Annotated in this window: 15 protein-coding genes, 1 pseudogene and 1 riboswitch; of the genes and pseudogenes, 7 read left to right on the top strand and 9 right to left on the bottom strand. The window is 72.7% G+C overall.

Features of this window, described 5'->3' with window-relative positions; all coding sequences use genetic code 11:
• Positions 1 to 118: 118 nt before the first annotated feature.
• Positions 119 to 248, bottom strand: a riboswitch (FMN riboswitch).
• A gap of 245 nt (positions 249 to 493) precedes the next feature.
• Both ABZ621_RS14205 and ABZ621_RS14200 read left to right on the top strand, forming a co-directional pair.
• Positions 494 to 2,863, top strand: coding sequence for a chitinase C-terminal domain-containing protein (locus ABZ621_RS14205; protein ID WP_360604096.1), 2,370 nt, complete (start codon positions 494 to 496; stop codon positions 2,861 to 2,863).
• 136 nt (positions 2,864 to 2,999) lie between these two features.
• Positions 3,000 to 3,744 (top strand): annotated as a pseudogene (locus tag ABZ621_RS14200) (SDR family oxidoreductase).
• Here the strand turns inward: ABZ621_RS14200 and ABZ621_RS14195 are convergent.
• On the bottom strand, positions 3,741 to 4,871 hold the full coding sequence (locus ABZ621_RS14195; protein ID WP_360604094.1) for an ROK family transcriptional regulator: 1,131 nt from the start codon (positions 4,869 to 4,871) through the stop codon (positions 3,741 to 3,743). The pseudogene ABZ621_RS14200 and the gene ABZ621_RS14195 sit on opposite strands and share 4 nt — an antisense overlap.
• 108 nt (positions 4,872 to 4,979) lie before the next feature.
• On the opposite strand from ABZ621_RS14195, the gene ABZ621_RS14190 reads away from it, so the two are divergent.
• From ABZ621_RS14190 to ABZ621_RS14180, 3 genes are all read left to right on the top strand, one after another.
• Positions 4,980 to 6,200 (top strand): MFS transporter, encoded by a 1,221-nt coding sequence (locus tag ABZ621_RS14190; RefSeq protein ID WP_360604092.1) that lies wholly within the window; start codon positions 4,980 to 4,982, stop codon positions 6,198 to 6,200.
• A gap of 114 nt (positions 6,201 to 6,314) precedes the next feature.
• The gene (locus tag ABZ621_RS14185) at positions 6,315 to 7,709 is read left to right on the top strand and encodes a solute carrier family 23 protein (protein ID WP_360604090.1); all 1,395 of its coding nucleotides are present in this window, start codon (positions 6,315 to 6,317) and stop codon (positions 7,707 to 7,709) included.
• 73 nt (positions 7,710 to 7,782) lie between these two features.
• A complete protein-coding gene (locus tag ABZ621_RS14180) occupies positions 7,783 to 8,490 on the top strand; it encodes a DUF5995 family protein (protein WP_360604088.1) in 708 nt (235 codons plus the stop codon).
• A 45-nt stretch (positions 8,491 to 8,535) separates the two neighbouring features.
• Here ABZ621_RS14180 and ABZ621_RS14175 read toward each other — a convergent pair whose 3' ends face one another.
• Together ABZ621_RS14175 and ABZ621_RS14170 are read right to left on the bottom strand one after the other, a co-directional pair.
• Complete coding sequence (locus tag ABZ621_RS14175; RefSeq protein WP_360604086.1) at positions 8,536 to 10,236, bottom strand: NAD(P)/FAD-dependent oxidoreductase; 1,701 nt, start codon at positions 10,234 to 10,236, stop codon at positions 8,536 to 8,538.
• Positions 10,237 to 10,299: 63 nt separating this feature from the next.
• Positions 10,300 to 11,106, bottom strand: coding sequence for a carbon-nitrogen hydrolase family protein (locus ABZ621_RS14170; RefSeq protein ID WP_360604084.1), 807 nt, complete (start codon positions 11,104 to 11,106; stop codon positions 10,300 to 10,302).
• 285 nt (positions 11,107 to 11,391) lie between these two features.
• On the opposite strand from ABZ621_RS14170, the gene ABZ621_RS14165 reads away from it, so the two are divergent.
• Positions 11,392 to 11,946, top strand: coding sequence for a Repetin (locus ABZ621_RS14165; RefSeq protein ID WP_360604082.1), 555 nt, complete (start codon positions 11,392 to 11,394; stop codon positions 11,944 to 11,946).
• Between the two features lie 4 nt (positions 11,947 to 11,950).
• Here the strand turns inward: ABZ621_RS14165 and ABZ621_RS14160 are convergent, their stop codons facing one another.
• Positions 11,951 to 12,406 (bottom strand): Lrp/AsnC family transcriptional regulator, encoded by a 456-nt coding sequence (locus ABZ621_RS14160; protein WP_043223665.1) that lies wholly within the window; start codon positions 12,404 to 12,406, stop codon positions 11,951 to 11,953.
• Positions 12,407 to 12,416: 10 nt separating this feature from the next.
• Positions 12,417 to 13,898 carry an amino acid permease gene (locus ABZ621_RS14155; protein WP_360604080.1) on the bottom strand — a complete coding sequence of 494 codons (1,482 nt, stop codon included), beginning with the start codon at positions 13,896 to 13,898 and terminating at the stop codon, positions 12,417 to 12,419.
• A 344-nt stretch (positions 13,899 to 14,242) separates the two neighbouring features.
• On the opposite strand from ABZ621_RS14155, the gene ABZ621_RS14150 reads away from it, so the two are divergent.
• The gene (locus ABZ621_RS14150) at positions 14,243 to 15,241 is read left to right on the top strand and encodes a GDSL-type esterase/lipase family protein (RefSeq protein WP_360604078.1); all 999 of its coding nucleotides are present in this window, start codon (positions 14,243 to 14,245) and stop codon (positions 15,239 to 15,241) included.
• 79 nt (positions 15,242 to 15,320) lie between these two features.
• Here the strand turns inward: ABZ621_RS14150 and ABZ621_RS14145 are convergent, their stop codons facing one another.
• The 4 genes from ABZ621_RS14145 to ABZ621_RS14130 all read right to left on the bottom strand — a co-directional run bounded on the left by ABZ621_RS14145 (position 15,321) and on the right by ABZ621_RS14130 (position 19,575).
• Positions 15,321 to 16,763 (bottom strand): GuaB1 family IMP dehydrogenase-related protein, encoded by a 1,443-nt coding sequence (locus ABZ621_RS14145; RefSeq protein WP_360604076.1) that lies wholly within the window; start codon positions 16,761 to 16,763, stop codon positions 15,321 to 15,323.
• Positions 16,764 to 16,919: 156 nt separating this feature from the next.
• Positions 16,920 to 17,603: a response regulator transcription factor gene (locus tag ABZ621_RS14140; RefSeq protein ID WP_360604074.1), complete on the bottom strand. Its 684-nt coding sequence runs from the start codon at positions 17,601 to 17,603 to the stop codon at positions 16,920 to 16,922.
• Between the two features lie 5 nt (positions 17,604 to 17,608).
• Positions 17,609 to 18,889 (bottom strand): histidine kinase, encoded by a 1,281-nt coding sequence (locus ABZ621_RS14135; protein ID WP_360604072.1) that lies wholly within the window; start codon positions 18,887 to 18,889, stop codon positions 17,609 to 17,611.
• A 47-nt stretch (positions 18,890 to 18,936) separates the two neighbouring features.
• Positions 18,937 to 19,575 carry a DUF998 domain-containing protein gene (locus tag ABZ621_RS14130; RefSeq protein WP_360604070.1) on the bottom strand — a complete coding sequence of 213 codons (639 nt, stop codon included), beginning with the start codon at positions 19,573 to 19,575 and terminating at the stop codon, positions 18,937 to 18,939.
• Positions 19,576 to 19,657 lie beyond the last annotated feature (82 nt).

Below are 19,657 nucleotides of genomic sequence, written 5' to 3'. Positions count from 1 at the left end.
CGGGTACGACGGCTGCGCAGCAGGTGTGCCGATACGGCCGGAGGTCCACGGGTGCGCCGACGCGAAACGCGGCCACCAGCGGACGTACGGCCGGCACACCCCTGTCAGGGGTCGCCCGCCGCGCACTGCCTCCCATCCGGACTTTCACCGTCGGTCCAGGAATTTCACCTGATCAACCGGCCGCTGGCTGCGGACGGGTCGCGGACTATACCGCCGGTTCGGAATTACACCGACCCCGGAGTGCGCTGCTGCTGATACACGGCCAGTGTGCCACGCCTTGTCAAAGGTCATGCACACGATCTCTGTGCGATGACTCACAACGACCTTCCGGAACGTTCATATGGTCCAGACCTATTGACGCACTGGTCTAGTCCTCTTAATGTCCGTGTCACCTCCGAGGCACGGTCCGCCGGTGTGCGCACACCACGGACCCAACACGTACCACCCCCTTGTTCGTTGCGTGTTTTTTGACCTCCCCGAGGAGGACCAGATCGTGCTGTCCCCCACGACCAAGAGAGCGTCGCTGCTCGCGTCCGGTGCCGCCGTCGCCGGACTGCTGCTCAGCTCGCTCGCCGGCGGCGTCTCGTACGCCGCCGACAACGAGTCCTGTCGCCCCGACGGCCTGTACAAGACGCCCGGCGTCGACGTGCCCTACTGCTCGGTGTACGACACCGAGGGCCGCGAGAAGATGGGCGCCGACCACCAGCGCCGCGTCATCGGCTACTTCACGGGCTGGCGCACCGGTAAGAACGGCGAGCCCGCGTACCTCGCCAACAACATCCCGTGGGACAAGATCACCCACATCAACTACGCCTTCGGCCACATCGGCGGCGACAACAAGCTCTCGGTCGGCACGGACGGCCCGAACAACGCCGCCACCGGCATGACCTGGCCCGGCGTGGCCGGCGCCGAGATGGACCCGGCCCTCCCGTACAAGGGCCACTTCAACCTGCTGAACAAGTACAAGAAGCAGCACCCCGACGTGAAGACGCTGATCTCGGTCGGCGGCTGGGCCGAGACCGGCGGCTACTTCGCCGACAACGGCGACCGGGTGAACTCCGGCGGCTTCTACTCGATGGCGACCAACGCCGACGGCTCGGTCAACCAGGCCGGCATCGACACCTTCGCCACCTCGGCGGTCGACTTCATCCGGAAGTACGGGTTCAACGGCGTCGACATCGACTACGAGTACCCGACCACCATGAAGGACGCGGGCAACCCGCTCGACTGGACCTTCGCCAACGCGCGCCGCGCGGGCCTGGTCCAGGGCTACGCGGCCCTCATGAAGTCCCTGCGCGAGAAGCTGGACACGGCCGGCGCCGCCGACGGCAAGCACTACCTGCTCACCGTCGCCGCCCCGTCCTCCGGCTACCTGCTGCGCGGCATGGAGACCTTCCAGGTCCAGAAGTACCTGGACTACGTCAACATCATGTCGTACGACCTGCACGGCGCCTGGAACGAGTACGTCGGTCCCAACGCCTCGCTCTTCGACGACGGCAAGGACGGCGAGCTCGCCGCCGCCAACGTCTACGGCTCCTCCCAGTACGGCGGCATCGGCTACCTCAACACCGACTGGGCGTACCACTACTTCCGCGGCTCCATGCCGGCCGGCCGCATCAACATCGGCCTGCCCTACTACACCCGCGGCCACAAGAACGTGCAGGGCGGCACCGACGGCCTCTGGGGCAAGGCCACCGCGGCCACCTGCCCGGCCGGCGCCGGCCTGACCAAGTGCGGTGACGGTGCCGTCGGCATCGACAACCTGTGGCACGACAAGGACACCGCGGGCAAGGAGTCGCCCGCCGGCTCCAACCCGATGTGGCACGCCAAGAACCTGGAGAAGGGGATCGTCGGCGACTACGTCACCCAGTACGGTTTCCCGGCGAACACCACCCTGACCGGCGCCTACGCCCGCAAGTACGACTCGACCCTGGTCGCGCCGTGGCTGTGGAACGCCGAGAAGAAGGTCTTCCTCTCCACCGAGGACGAGCAGTCCGTGGCCGCCAAGGCCGACTACGTGGTCGACCGCGGCATCGGCGGCACCATGGTCTGGGAGATGGCCGGCGACTACTCCTGGAACGCCGCCAAGGGCCAGTACGAGATGGGCTCCACGCTCACCTCGCTGATGTACGACAAGTTCAAGGCCGCCGCCCCGTACGGCGCCAAGACGTCGAACAAGGCGCTGCCGGCCCAGGCCGTGAACATCGAGACCGCCTTCACCGAGTTCAAGCTGGGCGACTCGAACTACCCGATCACCCCCAAGGTGAAGATCACCAACCGGACGAACACCACGCTGCCCGGCGGCACGGAGTTCCAGTTCGACTACGGCACCTCGGCCCCGGCCAACGCCTCCGACCAGTCCGGCTTCGGCACCAAGGTCATCAGCAGCGACCACACGGGCTCCAACGTGGGCGGCCTGAAGGGCGACTTCCACCGGGTCTCGCTGAAGCTCCCGGCCTGGCAGACCCTGGCCCCCGGCGCGACGGTCGAGCTCTCCTTCAACTACTACCTGCCGGTGTCCACCCCCTCCAACTGGACGGTGAACATCAACGGCACCACGTACGCCCTCGCCGGCGACCTGGCGCGCGGCACGACGACGGTGGAGCCCGGCACGGGCACCACGCCGCCGACCACCCCGCCCACCACGCCGCCGACGACCCCGCCGACCACTCCCCCGACCACCCCGCCGACGACGCCGCCCGCGGGCTGCGCCGCCCCGGCGTACGTGGCCGGCCAGGTCTACAACGCGGGCAACGAGGTCTCCCACAACGGCCACCAGTGGAAGGCCAAGTGGTGGACGCAGAACGAGGCGCCCGGCACCACCGGTGACTGGGGCGTGTGGCAGGACCTCGGCGCCTGCTGACCCACCCCCTCCGCAAGACCCCCGGCGGCGGTCTCACGGCCCTTGGCCGCCGCCGGGCCGCACGCTCCGCGCCGCGCCCCCCTGTCCGGGGCGCGGCGCGGTCGCGTTCCCGCCCCCGGGAGGTCACGCTGGAACCATGGGCACGATCCTGGTGACCGGTGGCACGGGGACGCTCGGAACGCCCGTCTGCGAGCGGCTGCGCGCGGACGGCCACGAGGTGCGCGTGCTCAGCCGGCACTCACCGCCGTACGCCGTCGACCTGCGCCAGGGCGGACCGCTGCTCGACCGGGCGGTCGACGGGGTCGACGCCGTCGTCCACTGCAGCAACATCCTCCGCGGCGACAAGGAGGCCGCCCGCCTCCTGCTCGACGCCGCGCGGCGGGCCGGGGTGCCGCACCTGCTGTACATCTCGATCGTCGGGGTCGACCGGGTGCCGCGCCGGTACTTCCGGACCAAGTACGCGGTGGAGCGCATGATCCAGGCGTCCGGCATCCCCTGGACCCTGCTGCGCGCCACCCAGTTCCACGACCTGATCCTCCAGCTGCTGCAGCTCCTCGCCAAGCCGCCCGTGATGCCGCTGCCCAAAGGAGGTCCGGGTCCAGCCGGTGGAGGTGACCGAGGCGGCGGCACGCCTCGCCGAGCTCGCCGCCGGGCCTCCGGCGGGCCGGGTGGAGGACCTGGGCGGCCCCGAGATCCGTCCCTTCCCCGACCTGGCCCGCGCCTATCTGCGGGCGACCGGACGCACGCGCCGGCTCGTGGAGCTGCCGCTGCCGGGCGGGGTCTACCGGGAACTGCGGCGCGGCGGGCACCTGGCGCCGGACCGGGCGGTGGGCCGGGTGACCTTCGACGAGTTCCTCACCCGGCGCTTCGGCACTCCCTAGGTGCGCGAGAACAGCTCGTCCTGGGCCGCGTCCCGTGCCCCGAGCAGGGCGCCGCGGAGCACGGCCGCGTCGCCGAGGGCGGTGGCGCGGACCTCGGTGCGGAGCGGTGAGAGGGCCGCGAGTGCGGCCTCCACGCGGGCGGCGAGTTCCGGGCCGCCCTGGTGGCCGGTCTCGCCGCCGAGGACCACGCAGCCCGGGTCGAGGACGGCGGCGACGGCCGCCGCGCCGACCGCGAGCCGGCGGGCGAGGGCGTCGAGGAAGGGGCCGTGGCCCGAGGTGAGCGCGCCGGCCGGGTCGAGGCCGTGGTCGGCGGCGAGGGCCCCGACGGCCGCCGCGCAGGCCAGCTCGTGGAAGCCGCCGTCGCAGCCGGTGGCCGAGGGCAGCCCGGAGGTGCCGGGCACGGGCAGGAAGCCGATCTCGCCGGCGCCGCCGGAGGCCCCGCGGCGCAGCCGTCCGCCGAGGACGACGGCGGCGCCGATGCCCTGGCCGAGCCAGAGCAGGACGAAGTCCTCGCGGTCCACCGCCGCGCCCTCGCGCAGCTCGGCGACGGCGGCGAGGTTGGTCTCGTTCTCGACGAGCACCTGGGCGGGGAGCCGCTCCTGGAGGACGGCGACGAGCCGGCGGTGCCAGGCGGGCAGTCCGGTGGAGTCGCGGAGCTCCCCGGTGGCCGGGTCGATGAGGCCGGGGGCGCCGACGGCCACGGAGTGGAGCCGCGCGACGCCGGCCTCCTCTGCGGTGCGCTCCAGGAGGGAGACGGCCAGGTCGACGGCGGGGCCGGTGCCGGCGTCCTCTCCGACGGGGGCGGCGGCCTCGGCGAGCGGGGTGCCGAGGAGGTCGGTGACGGTGACGGTGACCGAGCGGGTGCGGATGTCGAGCGCGGCGAGGTGGGCGCGGTCGGCGACGAGTCCGTACAGCTTGGCGTTGGGGCCGCGGCGCTCGGCGCCGGCCTCGCCGACGACGTGCACGAGGCCGGAACCGCTGAGCCGCTCGACGAGGTCGGCGACGGTGGGCCGGGAGAGCCCGGTGAGGGTCTTGAGCTGGGCTGCCGTCAACGGGCCCTCGTCCTGGAGCAGACGCAGGGCGAGCCGGTCGTTGAGGGCCCGGGCGGTGCTCGGGGATGCGGCCATGCGGTGATCCTCTCAGACGCTTCCCCACCGTCTTCTCTCCGGACCACTATTTATCAGGCAGGGTTCCTGATAGTTTACCGCCACACCAATTCGACCCGGGGAGGACCCATGGCGGCGGAGACCGTCCTCAGCTCCGAACGGCTCCGGCGGGCCCGCTTCGCCGTCGCCGCCGTCTTCTGCGTGCACGGCGCCGTGACCGGCAGCTTCGCGACCCGGATCCCCTGGATCCAGGAACACGCCGGGGTGAGCGCCGGCCAGCTCGGCCTCGCGCTCGCGTTCCCCGCCCTCGGCGCCTCCCTCGCCATGCCGCTGGCCGGCCGGATCAGCCACCGCTTCGGCGCCCGCACCGCCCTGCGCGGCCTGCTCACCCTGTGGACCCTCGCCCTCACCCTGCCCTCGCTCGCCCCGAACATCTGGGGCCTGTGCTCCGCGCTCTTCGTCTACGGCGCCACCGCCGGCATGTCCGACGTGGCGATGAACGCGCTCGGCGTCGAGACCGAGAACCGGCTCGGCCGCTCGATCATGTCCAGCCTGCACGGCATGTGGAGCGTCGGCGCTCTGCTCGGCTCGGCGGCCGGCACCGTCGCCGCCCACCTCGGCGGCGACGCCCGCCTCCACCACCTGATCGCCGCGCTCGTGCTCACCGCCCTCGGCCTCGCCTGCTGCCAGTACGTCCTCGACCCGGCGCCCACCGAGGAGGAAGAGGCCCCGCCGCGCTTCGCGCTGCCCCCGAAGTCCGCCCTGGTCATCGGCGCGATCGGCTTCTGCGCGGTCTTCGCCGAGGGCGCCAGCCTCGACTGGTCGGCCGTCTACCTCCGCGACGAGCTGGGCGGCTCCGCCGGGCTCGCCGCCGCCTCCACCACCGCCTTCGCGCTGACCATGGCCGTGGCCCGGCTGATCGGCGACCGGGTCGTGGACCGCTTCGGCGCGGTCCGTACCGTACGGGTCGGGGGCGTGGCCGCCACCCTCGGCGGGATCATGGTCGTCCTGGCCCCGAACTCCGCCGTGGCGATGGCCGGATTCGGTCTCGTCGGCCTCGGGGTCGCGGTCGTCGTGCCGCTCGCCTTCGCCGCCGCCGCGCGCAGCGGCCCGAACCCGAGCCAGGCCATCGCGGGCGTCGCCACCATCACGTACACCTCCGGTCTGATCGCCCCCTCCGCGATCGGCGGCATCGCCGACGCCACCTCGCTGGTGTTCTCGTTCGGCCTGGTCACCGTGCTCGCCTTCGGCCTGGTCCTGGGCGCGGGCGTGCTGCGGACCGCCCCGCGGGCCGCCTCGGCCGCGCCGGCCGGGACCGACGCGGCGAAGAGCGCGGGCCCGGTCGGCTGAGCCCGCCCGGGGGCGCGGCGGCGCCCCCTCCCCGGCCGGTTCCGGCGCATACCATGTGGCTGATCTTTTGCGGCCCCGACGCGGCCGCCGGAACCGGAGAACGGGAGCGACCTCATGAAACTCGGCGTGCGCTGGACCCTGCACGGGGACGGGAGAACGCCCGCCCCCGGGGCCGTCGTCCGCCCCGACGAGCGGCTCTCCTGGCCCCGTACCGTCGGTCTCGGCGCACAGCACGTGGTCGCCATGTTCGGGGCGAGTTTCGTCGCCCCCGTGCTGATGGGCCTCGACCCCAACCTCGCGATCATGATGTCCGGTTTCGCCACGGTCATCTTCCTGCTCGCGACGCGCGGCACCGTCCCCTCGTACCTGGGCTGCTCGCTCTCCTTCGTGGGCGTCGCCGCCGCCATCCGGGCCTCCGGCGGCAGCAGCGCCACCGTGACCGGCGCCGTCTTCGTGGTCGGCGCGGTGCTCTTCCTCGCCGGTCTCGCGGTACGGAAGTTCGGCGCGCGGATCATCCACGCGGCGATGCCCCCGGTGGTCACCGGCGCCGTCGTCATGCTGATCGGCTTCAACCTGGCGCCCGTGACGGCCTCCACGTACTGGCCGCAGGACCAGTGGACGGCGCTCCTGGTGATGCTCTTCACCGGTCTGGCCGTGGTCTGTCTGCGCGGCTTCTGGTCGCGGATCGCGATCTTCCTCGGCCTGATCTTCGGCTACGTCCTCTCCTGGGTCCTCGACCTGGTCTTCGGCAAGATCCACTCGATGTCCCCGAGCGGCCAGGTCACCGACCACTGGCGGCTCGACCTCTCCGCCGTCGGCGAGGCCGACTGGATCGGCCTGCCCGCGCTGCACGGCCCCAGCTTCGAGTGGTCCGCGATCCTCGTCGCGCTCCCCGTCGTCATCGCGCTGATCGCCGAGAACGCCGGCCACGTCAAGGCCGTCGGCGAGATGACCGGCGACGACCTCGACGACAAGCTGGGCACCGCGATCGCCGCGGACGGCGCCGCGTCCATGCTGTCGACCGCGGTCGGCGGCCCGCCGAACACCACGTACTCCGAGAACATCGGCGTCATGGCCGCCACCCGCGTCTACTCCACGGCCGCCTACTGGGCCGCCGCCGGCTTCGCGCTCCTCTTCGGCCTCTGCCCCAAGTTCGGCGCGGTCGTCGCCGCCATCCCCGGCGGCGTCCTCGGCGGCATCACCGTCATCCTCTACGGCATGATCGGCCTGCTCGGCGCCCAGATCTGGATCAACGCCAAGGTCGACCTGCGCAACCCGCTCAACCTGGTCCCGGCCGCCGCCGGCATCATCATCGGCGTCGGCGGCGTGAAGCTGACCTTCACCGACACCTTCGAGCTCGGCGGCATCGCGCTCGGCACGATCGTCGTCATCACCGGCTACCACGTGCTGCGCGCCTTCGCCCCGGCCCATCTGAAGAACCAGGAACCGCTCCTGGACTCGGGCACCAGCTCGTACGAGACGGGCTCCGGCGACACGGCGAAGAACTGAGGTATTCGCCCGTTCCGGCGAAGCCGGGCCCCGGAGGCTCCCTCCCGGGCCCGGCGGCTGGGAGTCTGCCCCCATGGCGCAGACCCAGTGGACGGATGAACGGCTCGGGCAGTTCGTGGCGGTCGACCCCGTCGTGGACCGGATGCGGTCGCTGCGGGCGGCCTGGCACCCGGGCGACGGGGTCGCCGTCTTCAACCGGGTGTACCTGACGGTCACCGAGGAGATCGGCCACGCCCTGGAGGCGGGCGCCTTCGGGGACCGGCGGGCGGCGGCCACCCTGGACGTGCTCTTCGCCGAGCGCTACCTCGCCGCCGTCGAGACCCACGCGGCGGGCCGGCCGGGGCCCGCCTGCTGGCGGCCCCTCTTCCACTACCGGCGCCACCCCGGCGTGACCCCGCTCCAGTTCGCGCTCGCCGGGATCAACGCCCACATCGGCCACGACCTGGCGCTCGCCGTCGTCGACAGCTGCGCCGCCCTGGGGTGCGCGCCGGCCGACCTGGAGGACGAGTTCGACCGGGTCGGCGACGTCCTCGTCCTCCTGGAGGAGCGGATCCGCGAGGAACTGATGCCGGGCCCGGACCTCCTGGAGATCGCGGACCCGCTGACCCATCTGCTCGGCTGCTGGAGCCTGGACCGGGCCCGCGACGGGGCCTGGCTCGCCGCCCGCTCGCTGTGGCAGCTGCGGGCGCTGCCCGGGATCGCGGCCGAGTTCACCGAGCGGCTCGACCGCTCGGTCGGCCTGGTGGGGCGGATGCTGCTCACGCCCCTGGCCAGGCCCTGACCGCCGTACGGACCCGGCCCCCCGAGGGCCCGGACCCGTACGGGCTCAGTCCTCCGGCAGCTCGACCGGGGCGATCTCGTCGTAGACGTCGCCCGGGCCCGGGTTGGTGCCGTCGGTGGCGCCGCCGAAGTGGTGCATCACGCCCCACACGGCGTTGAGCGCCGTCTGCACCGCGCCCTCGGCCCAGCCGGCCGTCCACGAGATGTCGTCGCCGGCGAGGAAGATGCCGCGCTTGTCCTCGGGCAGGCGGTCCTGCATGAAGTGGGTGAACAGGCGCCGCTGGTAGCGGTAGTGGCCCGGCAGGTTGGCCTTGAAGGCGCCCATGAAGTAGGGCTCGTTCTCCCAGGAGACCGTCACCGGGTTGCCGATGATGTGCTTCCGGATGTCGACCTTCGGGTAGATCTCGCCGAGCGACTTCAGCATGACCTCCATCCGCTCGTTCGCGGAGAGCGGCAGCCACTTCAGGCTGTCGTCGCACCACGTGTACGAGAGGCAGATGGTGGCCGGCTTGTCCGGGCCGTCGTCCAGGAGGTAGGTGCCACGGGTCATCCGGTCCGTCAGCGTCATCGACATGACGTCGCGGCCCGTCTCCTCGTCCTTGTCCAGCCAGAACGGCCGGTCCACCGGCACGAAGAGCTTCGAGGACTCCATGTAGTGGGTCCGCTCGATCGCCGTCCAGTGGTCGATCGGGAAGAGCGAGTCGTCGCAGGCGATCTTGGAGAGCAGCATCCAGGACTGGGCGGTGAAGATCGCCGCCTGGTAGGTGCGGATGTCGCCGGAGGCGTCGGTGACGGTGATCCGGTTGCCCGCCGTGCGGTTCAGCCGGGTGACGGCCGGCTTCGGCTGCCCGCCCTCGTGCAGCGAGGCCAGCGAGGTGCCCTGCGCCCAGTGGACGATCTTCTCCGGCTCGCGCTCCCACAGGCGCAGCGGCAGCTGCTGCGAGCCGCCGACGATGCCGCGGTGGTGGTCGTCGGCCTCGGTGTAGACGACCCGGAGGATCTCCAGGATGGAGTTGGGGAAGTCGGTGTCCCAGCCGCCGGTGCCGAAGCCGACCTGGCCGAAGATCTCGCGGTGCCGGAAGGACTTGAAGGACTCCGACTCGCAGAGGAAGCCGTAGAAGGTCTGGTTGTCGAGCTTCTCGACGAGCGTCGCCCAGATCTCGCGGATGCGCGGGACGTCGCGCTCGCGCATGGCGCGGTTCATGTCGGAGAAGTCGGCGCCCTCGTCCAGGCACTTGTTCCACGCGGCGGCGACGTCGCGGTAGACCTGCGGCAGGTCGTCGACGGTCTCGGCGTAGTGCGACTCGCCCTTGAGGTCGACGACGGTCGACGGGGTGGCCTCGGCCAGCGGGTTCGGGAACGGCGTGGTCTCCAGGCCGACCAGGTCGATGTAGTGCTGGAGGGCGGTGGAGGAGGGCGGGAAGCGCATGGCGCCCATCTCCGCCGTCAGCCCCTCGGTCTCCGGCCCCTCGAAGCCCACCGTGCGCAGCCGGCCGCCGATCTGGTCGGCCTCGTAGACGACGGGCTTGAGGCCCATCTTCATCAGCTCGTACGCGGCGATGATGCCGGACAGGCCGCCGCCGACGACCGCGACCTCGGCGCCGTGCTCGGTCGCGGGTATCTGGCCGAGGCCGGCCGGGTGGGCCAGGAAGTCGTCGTAGGCGTACGGGAAGTCCGGGCCGAACATGGTGATCGGCGGCTGCTGCTCGTCGGCGTGCTCGACGGCGTTGGGCACGGTGGACGTCATGGGGTACGGACTCCTTGCACGGGGGTGGGGCGGGAAGCTGAGGGGTGCGGGGCGGGGGACGGCTCAGACGAGCGAGCCGTACAGGCCCGGCCTGCGGTCGCGCAGGTACGGGTTCTCCGCGCGGGAGGCCGCCAGGGCCTCGGGGTCGACGTCGCCGAGGACGAGGTCCTCGCCGCGGCCCGCGCGGGCCCGGGCGGTGCCGTCGGGGCCGGCGAGCACGGAGAGCCCGACGAACTCGAAGTCGCCCTCGGCGCCGGCGCGGTTGGCGTAGGCGATGTACATCTGGCTCTCGAAGGCGCGCACCGGGACGACGGAGAGCGGCACGATCTCGGCGGGGTGCATGAGGGCGGTCGGCACGAGGAGGAGGTCCGTGCCGGCCAGCGCCTGCGCCCGTACGTTCTCGGGGAACTCGACGTCGTAGCAGATCATCAGGCCGACGGTGAGGTCGCCGATGCGGGCCTGGACGAGCGGCTCGTCGCCCGGGGTGAACCACTTCAGCTCGAAGTCGCCGAAGAGGTGGGTCTTGCGGTAGTGCGCGAGGGGGGCGCCGTCGGCGCCGAAGAGCGCGGCCGCGTTGTAGATCACGCCGTGCCGCTCGGTGTCCCGCTCCGGGTAGCCGTAGCCGACGGCGAGGCCGTGGCGGGCGGCGATCTCCGCGACCGCGCGGGCCGAGGGGCCGTCGGACGGCTCGGCGAGGCGGGAGATGTCGGCGCCGATCGCGTAACCGGTGAGGAAGAGCTCGGGGGCGAGCAGCACGTCCGCGCCCGCGGCCGCGGCCCGGGCGGCGGCCTCGTCGAGGATCCGCAGGTTGGCGGTCACGTCACCGAGCCGTCCGGAGCTCTGGAGCAGGGCGGTGCGCACCGTGGGCATGCTGATCCTCGTGGGGGCGGAGGGGAGGGAGGGGCGTCTACGGGAGACGTTCAAAACGGTACGGTTCCGGGCTCGGCCGGGACAAGACGGGACCGTTGCGGACCGACCGTCGAACCGTTGCGCGATGTACGACCTGGGCGGCGATTCGTTGCGCGGCGATCAGACCGGGGTCGTACGCGCTCCGCGACCGGCGGCGTACCCCCGGATCCTCCGGCGGCGCGACGACCGGGCGGGGCGCGGGCGGAAGAGTGGTGGGCGTCCGCTCGACCTGCCGGAAGGACCGCCATGAACCGCCGTACGAAGATCGCCGCCGTCGCCGTCGCCCTGCTGATCGGGGCCGGGGCCACGGGCGCCGCCACGGCCGCCACCGGGCGGGAGGGCGGGGCGCACCGGGAGGCGGCCGCGCTGACCGGCGCGGCCTGGCTGGACCGCGACCCGGCCACCGGGGAGAAGGTCCGCTTCTCCTTCGACGCGCACCTGGCCTGGGCGGACCGCAACGATCCGAGGGCCGCCACCGGTACCTTCCGGTACGGCCACGCCATGGGGAAGGAGGAGTTCACCGCCTTCGTCCGGGTCGACTGCCTCTCCACCGGCGGCCCGGTGGCGACCGTCACCGGGATCGTCGAGGAGACGAACGTGCCGGGCCTGCGGAAGAAGCGGGTCGGGGTGTCGGTGTACGACGACGGGAAGCGCGACCGGCTGGGCTACAGCTGGCTGGCCTCCTCCCCGCTGGCGGACGAGGTGCCGCCGTGCAACGCGGCCGCCCCGCACGAGAAGGTCGTACGGGGCGGCGGGGACTTCCGGGTGCTGCCGTGGATCTACGACGGCATGGCCGGGTAGCGCGTCAGGCGGGCGAGCCCGAGGAGAAGCGCCGCAGCAGCGGGGAGAGCACCAGGACGGACTTGGTCCGCTCCACGAAGGGCTCGCCCGCGATCCGCTCCAGGACGCGTTCGAAGTGGCGCATGTCGGAGGCGAAGACCTGGACGACGGCGTCCGCGTCACCGGTGACGGTCGACGCGGACACCACCTCCGGGTACCGCTCCAGACCTCGCCGGATGTCGTCCGGCGAGGTGTTGTGGCGACAGAAGATCTCGACGAAGCCCTCCGTCTCCCAGCCGAGCGCCGCCGGGTCCACCCGTACGGTGAAGCCGGTGATGGCGCCCTCGGCCCGGAGCCGGTCCACGCGCCGCTTCACGGCGGGGGCGGAGAGGCCGACGAGCGAGCCGATGTCGGCGTAGCTGCGGCGGGCGTCTTCCGCGAGGGCGTGGACGATGCGTTCGTCGAGGTCGTTGAGTCGCACTACGGGTGGATCACTTCTCTGCGTCGGTGGTCACGGGCTCGGTGACCAGTCGGGAGCGGCGCATGCCGTACAGGAAGTAGAACACGAGTCCCGCGGCCATCCAGGCACCGAAGTACACCCAGGTGATCAGGTCGAGGCTGTACATGCTGTAGCCGCAGCAGAGGAAGCCGAGGACGGCGAAGACCGGACCGAAGGGCACCTTGAAGGAGCGCTCCATGTCGGGGCGGGTGAAGCGGAGCACCACGACGGCGACGTTGACCAGGGCGAAGGCGAAGAGCGTGCCGATGCTGGTGGCGTTGACCAGCTCGCCGAGCGGGACGACGGCCGCGAGGACGCCGCAGAGCAGCGAGACGATGAGGGTGTTGGTGCGCGGGGTGCCGGTCTTGGCGTCGACCTTGCCGAAGACCTTCGGGACGAGGCCGTCGCGGGACATCGCGAAGAGGATGCGGGTCTGGCCGTAGAGGACGGTGAGGACCACGCTGGCGATGGAGATCACGGCGCCGGCGGCGAGCAGGGTGCCCCAGAAGCTCTGGCCGGTGACGTCGTTCATGATCGCGGCGAGGGTCGCCTCGGTGCCCTCGAACTTCTTCCAGTCCCAGGCGCCGACGGCGACGGCCGCGACGAGGACGTACAGCGCGGTGACGATGACCAGCGAGAGCATGATCGCCCGGGGCAGGTCGCGCTTGGGGTTCTTCGCCTCCTCGCCGGCCGTGGAGGCGGCGTCGAAGCCGATGTAGGAGAAGAAGAGGATGGCCCCGGCGGCGCCGACGCTGCTCAGGCCGAGCGGCATGAAGTCGGAGTAGTTGCCGGACTTGAAGCCCATGAAGCCGACGGCGCAGAAGAGGACCAGGGCGGCGATCTTCACCGCGACCATGATCGTGTTCGCGCGGGCCGACTCCTTGGCGCCGCCCATCAGGAACAGCATCGCGAGGACGACGACTATCAGCGCCGGCAGGTTGAAGACGCCGCCCTCGCCGGGCGGAGCGCTCAGCGTGGCGGGGAGGGTGACGCCGATCGTGCCGTCGAGCAGCTCGTTCAGGTAGTCGCCCCAGCCGACGGCCACGGCGGCGACCGAGACGCCGTACTCCAGCATCAGGCACCAGCCGCAGACCCAGGCGACCAGCTCACCCATCGTTGCGTACGCATACGAGTAGGAGGATCCCGCGACCGGGATGGTGCCGGCCAGCTCGGCGTACGAGAGGGCCGAGAAGAGCGCGGTGAGACCGGCGAAGACGAAGGCGAGCGTCACGGCGGGACCGGCCTCGGGGACCGCCTCGCCGAGGACGACGAAGATGCCCGTGCCGAGCGTGGCACCGATGCTGATCATGGTCAGCTGCCACATGGAGAGCGAGCGGCGGAGACTGCCGCCCTCGCCCTGCCCACCCTCGGCGACCAGGCGTTCCACCGGCTTGCGGCGGACGAGGGCGGTCAGGAAGGGGGTCTTGGGGACGGTCGTGGACTCGACCGGTGGGGCTGCGCCGTGATCCAGCACTGCGGAGGCTCCTTATCGCTGCCTGTCGGTACGACGGGGATCGCGGCGGCCGCGTGCCGGTTCCGCGGGCATGCCGAAGCAGCCCACGGGGGCAGGAAGTCCGCCGAGCAGGCGGTCCCCGCCACTCCTGGTACGAGGGATGAGCCTAGCGCTCCGCTTCGCATCCGTAATGCAGTGTTGTTGCGCAGTGGCGGATGATCATTGCGCACTTCCGGCCCGGACGGGGAAACATTGCGCGCCCCCGCATGAATCGACACATCCGGGGACAGGACGGATCCGGAGCACGTGCCTTGACTCCTCGCCGCCCGTGGCCCACCCTGCACCGGGCCGATCGGAGGTGCCGAGTGAGCTGGCTGGAGCCCGAACCCTTTCTGCGCGGCACGGCCTGGCGCGACGGCGACCGGGCGGTCCGCGCCGACCCCGACGACCTGGAACGGCTGCCCTGGGACATCGCGGAGCGGGCCGCGCTGCCGATCGGGGTACGGGTGGAATTCCGCGCGGAGCCCGGCACTTCGGCGGTCGAGCTCCGCTACCGGGCGGACGTCCCGCCGGCCGGTGACGAACTGCGCGCGCTGCGGCACGCGTTCGCGCTCTGGCAGGGCGGACGGTGTGTACGGGAGGTCTTCGCGGAGCCGGCGGAGGAGACCACGGTACGACTCCGACTCCCGCCGGGCGGCGGGGAGTTCACCGTCCACCTGCCGGAGGGTCAGGCGCCGGTCGTGCGCGGCGTGCGGGCCGTCGGCGGGGCGCTCTCACCGGCGCCCGCGCGGCCCCGGTGGCTGGTCCACGGCGACTCCATCACCGAGGGCTGGTGGTCCACCCGGCCGGCCCACGCCTGGCCCGCGGCGGCGGGGCGCGCGCTCGGACTCGACCCGGTGAACCTCGGGTACGCGGGCGGGGCGCGCGGCGAACTCGCGCTGGCGGAGCAGCTCTCCCGGCTCCCGGGCGACCTGATCACCCTGGCGTTCGGCACCAACTGCTGGGACCGGGTGCCGGCGACGCCGGAGTGGCTGCACGCGACGGTGCGCTCCTTCGTGCGGCTGGTGCGGCGGGGCCACCCCCGCACCCCGCTCCTCCTGGTCTCCCCCGTGCTGCGCCCGGCCGCGGAGCACACCCGCAACGCGCTGGGCGCGACGCTCACGGAGCTGCGCCGGGCGATGGAACGAGCGGGCCGCGAGCTGGCGGCGGAGGGCGACGACCGCCTCCTCGTCCTGCCGGGCCGCCCGCTCCTCCGCCCCGAACACCTGGCGGACGGCCTCCACCCCAACGACACGGGCCACCACCGCCTGGCGGAGGCGGTGACGAAGACCCTCCGGTTTCGTTGTGGGCCTACGTTCCGCTAGGAGCGCATACGCCTGGACCCGCACCCGTACGAAGCCGTACGGAGGGTGCGGGTCCAGGCGCGGAAAGCCGCGGCGGGGCTCAGCTCCAGCTGGCGTGGAGGGGCTTGCCCTCGGCGTAGCCGGCGGCGGACTGGATGCCGACGACGGCCTTCTCCTCGAACTCGGCCAGCGTGCTCGCGCCCGCGTACGTGCACGACGACCGCACACCCGCGATGATCGAGTCGATCAGGTCCTCGACGCCCGGACGGGTCGGGTCGAGGAACATCCGCGACGTCGAGATGCCCTCCTCGAACAGCGCCTTGCGAGCACGGTCGTACGCCGACTCCTCGGACGTCCGGTTCCGCACGGCCCGCGCGGACGCCATGCCGAAGGACTCCTTGTAGGCGCGGCCCTGCGCGTCGTGCTGGAGGTCGCCGGGGGACTCGTACGTCCCCGCGAACCAGGAGCCGACCATCACGTTGGACGCGCCCGCGGCGAGCGCCATGGCGACGTCGCGCGGGTGCCGCACGCCACCGTCGGCCCAGACGTGCTTGCCGTACTTCTTCGCCTCGGCGGCACACTCCAGGACGGCCGAGAACTGCGGGCGGCCGACACCGGTCATCATGCGGGTGGTGCACATGGCACCGGGGCCCACGCCGACCTTGATGATGTCCGCGCCGGCCTCGATGAGGTCCTTGACGCCCTCGGCGGAGACGATGTTGCCCGCGACGATCGGGACCTGCGGGTCGAGCGCCCGCACGGTCTTGATCGCGGAGATCATCGACTCCTGGTGCCCGTGGGCGGTGTCGATGACGAGCGTGTCGACACCCGCGTCGAGCAGCTGCTTGGCCTTGCCGGCCACGTCGCCGTTGATGCCGACGGCCGCGGCGATGCGCAGCTTGCCGTCCTTGTCGACGGCCGGGGTGTACAGGGTGGCGCGCAGGGCGCCCTTGCGGGTGAGGATGCCGGCCAGCTTGCCGTCCGCGTCGACGGCGGGGGCGTAGCGGCGGTTGGCGCCGTCGAGGGTGTTGAAGGCCTCGCGGGGGTCGATGTCCGCGTCGAGCAGCAGGAGGTCCTTGGACATGACCTCGGAGAGCTGGGTGAAGCGGTCGACGCCGGTGAGGTCCGCGTCGGTGACGACGCCGACCGGGCGGCGGTGCTCGTCGACGACGACACCGGCCTCGTGCGCCCGCTTGGGCAGCAGCGCGAGGGCGTCGGCGACGGTCTGGTGCGGCTCCAGGACGATGGGCGTGTCGAGGACCAGGTGGCGGCCCTTCACCCAGGAGACGACCTCGGTGACGACCTCGATCGGGATGTCCTGGGGGATGACGACGATGCCGCCCCGGCGGGCGACCGTCTCGGCCATGCGACGGCCGGCGATCGCGGTCATGTTGGCGACGACCAGCGGGATCGTCGTGCCGGTGCCGTCCGGCGCGGAGAGGTCCACGGCCTGTCGGGAGCCGACGGCCGACCGGCTCGGCACCATGAACACATCGTCGTACGTGAGGTCGTACGGCGGCTTGACGTCATTGAGGAAACGCACGTGCTGACATCCCAGTCGTTCGGATCGGCCCCTAGGCATTTCAGCCAGGGGAAAAAGCACGTAGTTCATTGTCCCACGCCGGTACGGATACCAGCCCCGGGCGAATCCTCCGAGCCTCACGACCGTCCTTTCGGAGGATCACCCGAATGCTTTCGGTCATCCGTCGCTTTCCGCGGTGTGGCCGGGGCGGATCAGCCCCGTCTCGTACGCGAGGACGACGAGCTGGACGCGGTCGCGCACGCCGAGCTTGGTGATCGCCCGGGTGACGTGGGTCTTGGCCGTCAGCGGTGAGATCACCAGCCGTTCGGCGATCCGCTCGTTGGAGAGCCCGGCCGCGACCAGGGCGACCACCTCGCGCTCGCGGGCGGTGAGCGCGGTGAGCCGCTCGGCGGCGACGGTGGCGGCGGGCGCCCGGTGGGCGAACTCCGCGACGACCCGGCGGGTCGCGCTCGGCGAGAGCAGGGCGTCGCCCGCGGCGACCGCCCGGATCGCCTGGCGCAGGTCGTCCGGTTCGATCTCCTTGGTGAGGAAGCCGCCGGCGCCCGCGCGCAGCGCCGCGAAGACGTACTCGTCGGTCTCGAAGGTCGTCAGCACGATGACCCGGGTGCCGGCGAGTTCCGGGTCCCTGGTGAGGGTCTCGGTGGCGGTCAGCCCGTCCGTCCCCGGCATGCGGATGTCCATCAGGACGACGTCGGGGCGCAGCTCCCGGACGGCGCGCAGCGCCTCGTCGCCGGTGGCCGCCTCGCCGACCACCTCGATGTCGCGGGTCCGCCGGAGCAGGCTGCGGAATCCGGCCCGGACGAGGGCCTGGTCGTCGGCGAGCAGTACCGAGATCGTCATGATCGTCAGCTTGGCACAGGAATCACGGCCCGGACGGTGTGTCCGCCGTGCTCGCCCGGTCCGAAGGCGAACTCGCCGCCGAGGACGGAGACCCGCTCCCGCATCCCGGCGACCCCGTGACCGCCTCCGTCCGCACCCCCTTCGCCTGCCCCTGCCCCTGCCCCTGCCCCTGCCCCTGCCCCGACGCCGATGCCCGTGCCGTCGTCGGCGATCTCGACGCGGACGGCCTCGGGGCCGTACCGCAGCCGGACGTCGACGCGGGTGCCGCCGGAGTGCCGTACCGCGTTGGTCAGCGACTCCTGGACGATCCGGTAGACGGCGAGCGCGACGGGCGCCGGGACCCCGGCCGGGTCGCCCTCGGTCTCGACGGCCGCCCGGAGTCCGGCGGCCCGTACGCCCTCCACCAGGTCGGCGACGCCGTCGAGTCCCCGCCCCGGGGCGAGTTCCATCCCTCCCGGGTCCTCGCCGGGGTCGCGCAGCACGCCGATGAGCGCGCGCAGGTCGGCGACGGCGCTCGCGCGGACCTCCTGCGCCGTCCGCAGCGCGGCCCGCGCCTCCGCCGGCTCGTCGTCGAGGGCCTCGACGGCCACCCGCAGCTGCACCCCGACGACGGTGAGGGTGTGCGCGACCACGTCGTGCAGCTCGCGGGCGATCCGGAGCCGCTCCGCCTCGGCCCGCCGCCGGGCCTCCGCCGCCCGCTCCCGGGCGGCGCGTTCCCGTCCGGCCGCCTCCTCGCGGCGCCAGTTGCGGCCGTTGCGCCAGGCGGTCGCGGCGGCCAGGACGAGGGCGAGCCAGAGGGTCTCCGCGCCGAGTTCGGCGACGACCTCCCGGCCGCCGAGCCCGGCGACGTACCGCTCCCAGTTCGCCGCGAAGAGGACCTGGAAGACCCCGACGGCCACGGCGAAGGGAAGCCCGCGCGGCACCCGCCGCAGCAGCGGGCCGAACCGTTTCCCCGCCTCGTCCCGTACGGCTCCGGCACCGTCCCCGGCCGCCACGAGGAAGTACGCGGCGGAGGCCGGCCAGATCCAGCCCACGTCCGACATCCCGGCGCCCCGGAAGGCGATGACGGTCTGGACGCTCGCCAGGAGGGCGGCATGCGGCCACCGGCCGGCCGCGAGGACCAGTACGGCCAGGCCGAGGGCGTACGGCACCGCGCCGACCAGGAGCGGGCCGTCGCCCGCCAGGGCCTCGGCGGTGACCACGGCGACCGCCGTCACGGCCGCGGCGGCGACCCGTACGGCCCCCGTCCCACCACTGCGTTCACCACGGAAACGTTCTTCGCTCACCGGCTCATTCTGCCCAACGCCCGCCCGGGACCAGGGCCGTTCGCGCCTCACGCGCGCTCCTCCGGGCGGGCGGCGGCGACGGCGGCCAGCGCCACCCAGAGCAGGGCGGTGCCGAAGGCGACCCGCTCGACGAGCCCGACCACGGTGGGCACGGCGGCGGTGCCCAGCGACGGCCCGTCCATGACGTCCACCAGGCAGACGAGCAGCGCGACGGTCGAGACGAGCGAGGTGACGAGCACGGCCCGCAGCACCCCGGCGGAGCCCGGCCGGCGCCGGGCCAGCCACCGGTGCAGCACCAGCGCGGCCACGGGCAGGGCGAGGAAGGCGGGGGTGGCGGCGGTGCCGTGGACGAGGTCCGAGGTGGAGGGCCGGCTCCACCGCCCGGGCGGGTCGGCCGGGAACACCCCGGCGATCAGGACCCCGACGGTCCACACCCCCACCGCCCACCGGCCGCCCCGTGGGGCCCCGGCGCGCCGCAGCAGGGCGAGGAGGAGGGCGGACGCCCCGGCGATCAGCAGCAGGGCCGTGGTGACCAGCCAGCCCGCGGTGCCGTTGACGTACCGGCTGATCACCTCGGTGACCGGGCTGTACCCCGGGTTCAGCAGGTCGGCGGCGGCGATCCCGGCCACGGCGGCACCGACCCCGGCGACGACGGAGGAGGGGGTGAACAGGGAGCGTGTCTGCACGAGAGGCCTCCGGACGGTGAGGGGCGGCGCTTCCGCCCGACGCCCCACACGCTAGGAATCCGGCCGCCCCTCCCGCGTCCCC

The organism is Streptomyces sp. NPDC007863, assembly GCF_040633895.1.
Classification (GTDB): domain Bacteria; phylum Actinomycetota; class Actinomycetes; order Streptomycetales; family Streptomycetaceae; genus Streptomyces.
Note: the sequence above shows the minus strand (reverse complement) of the source record. Positions and strands in the feature narration are given on the sequence as shown.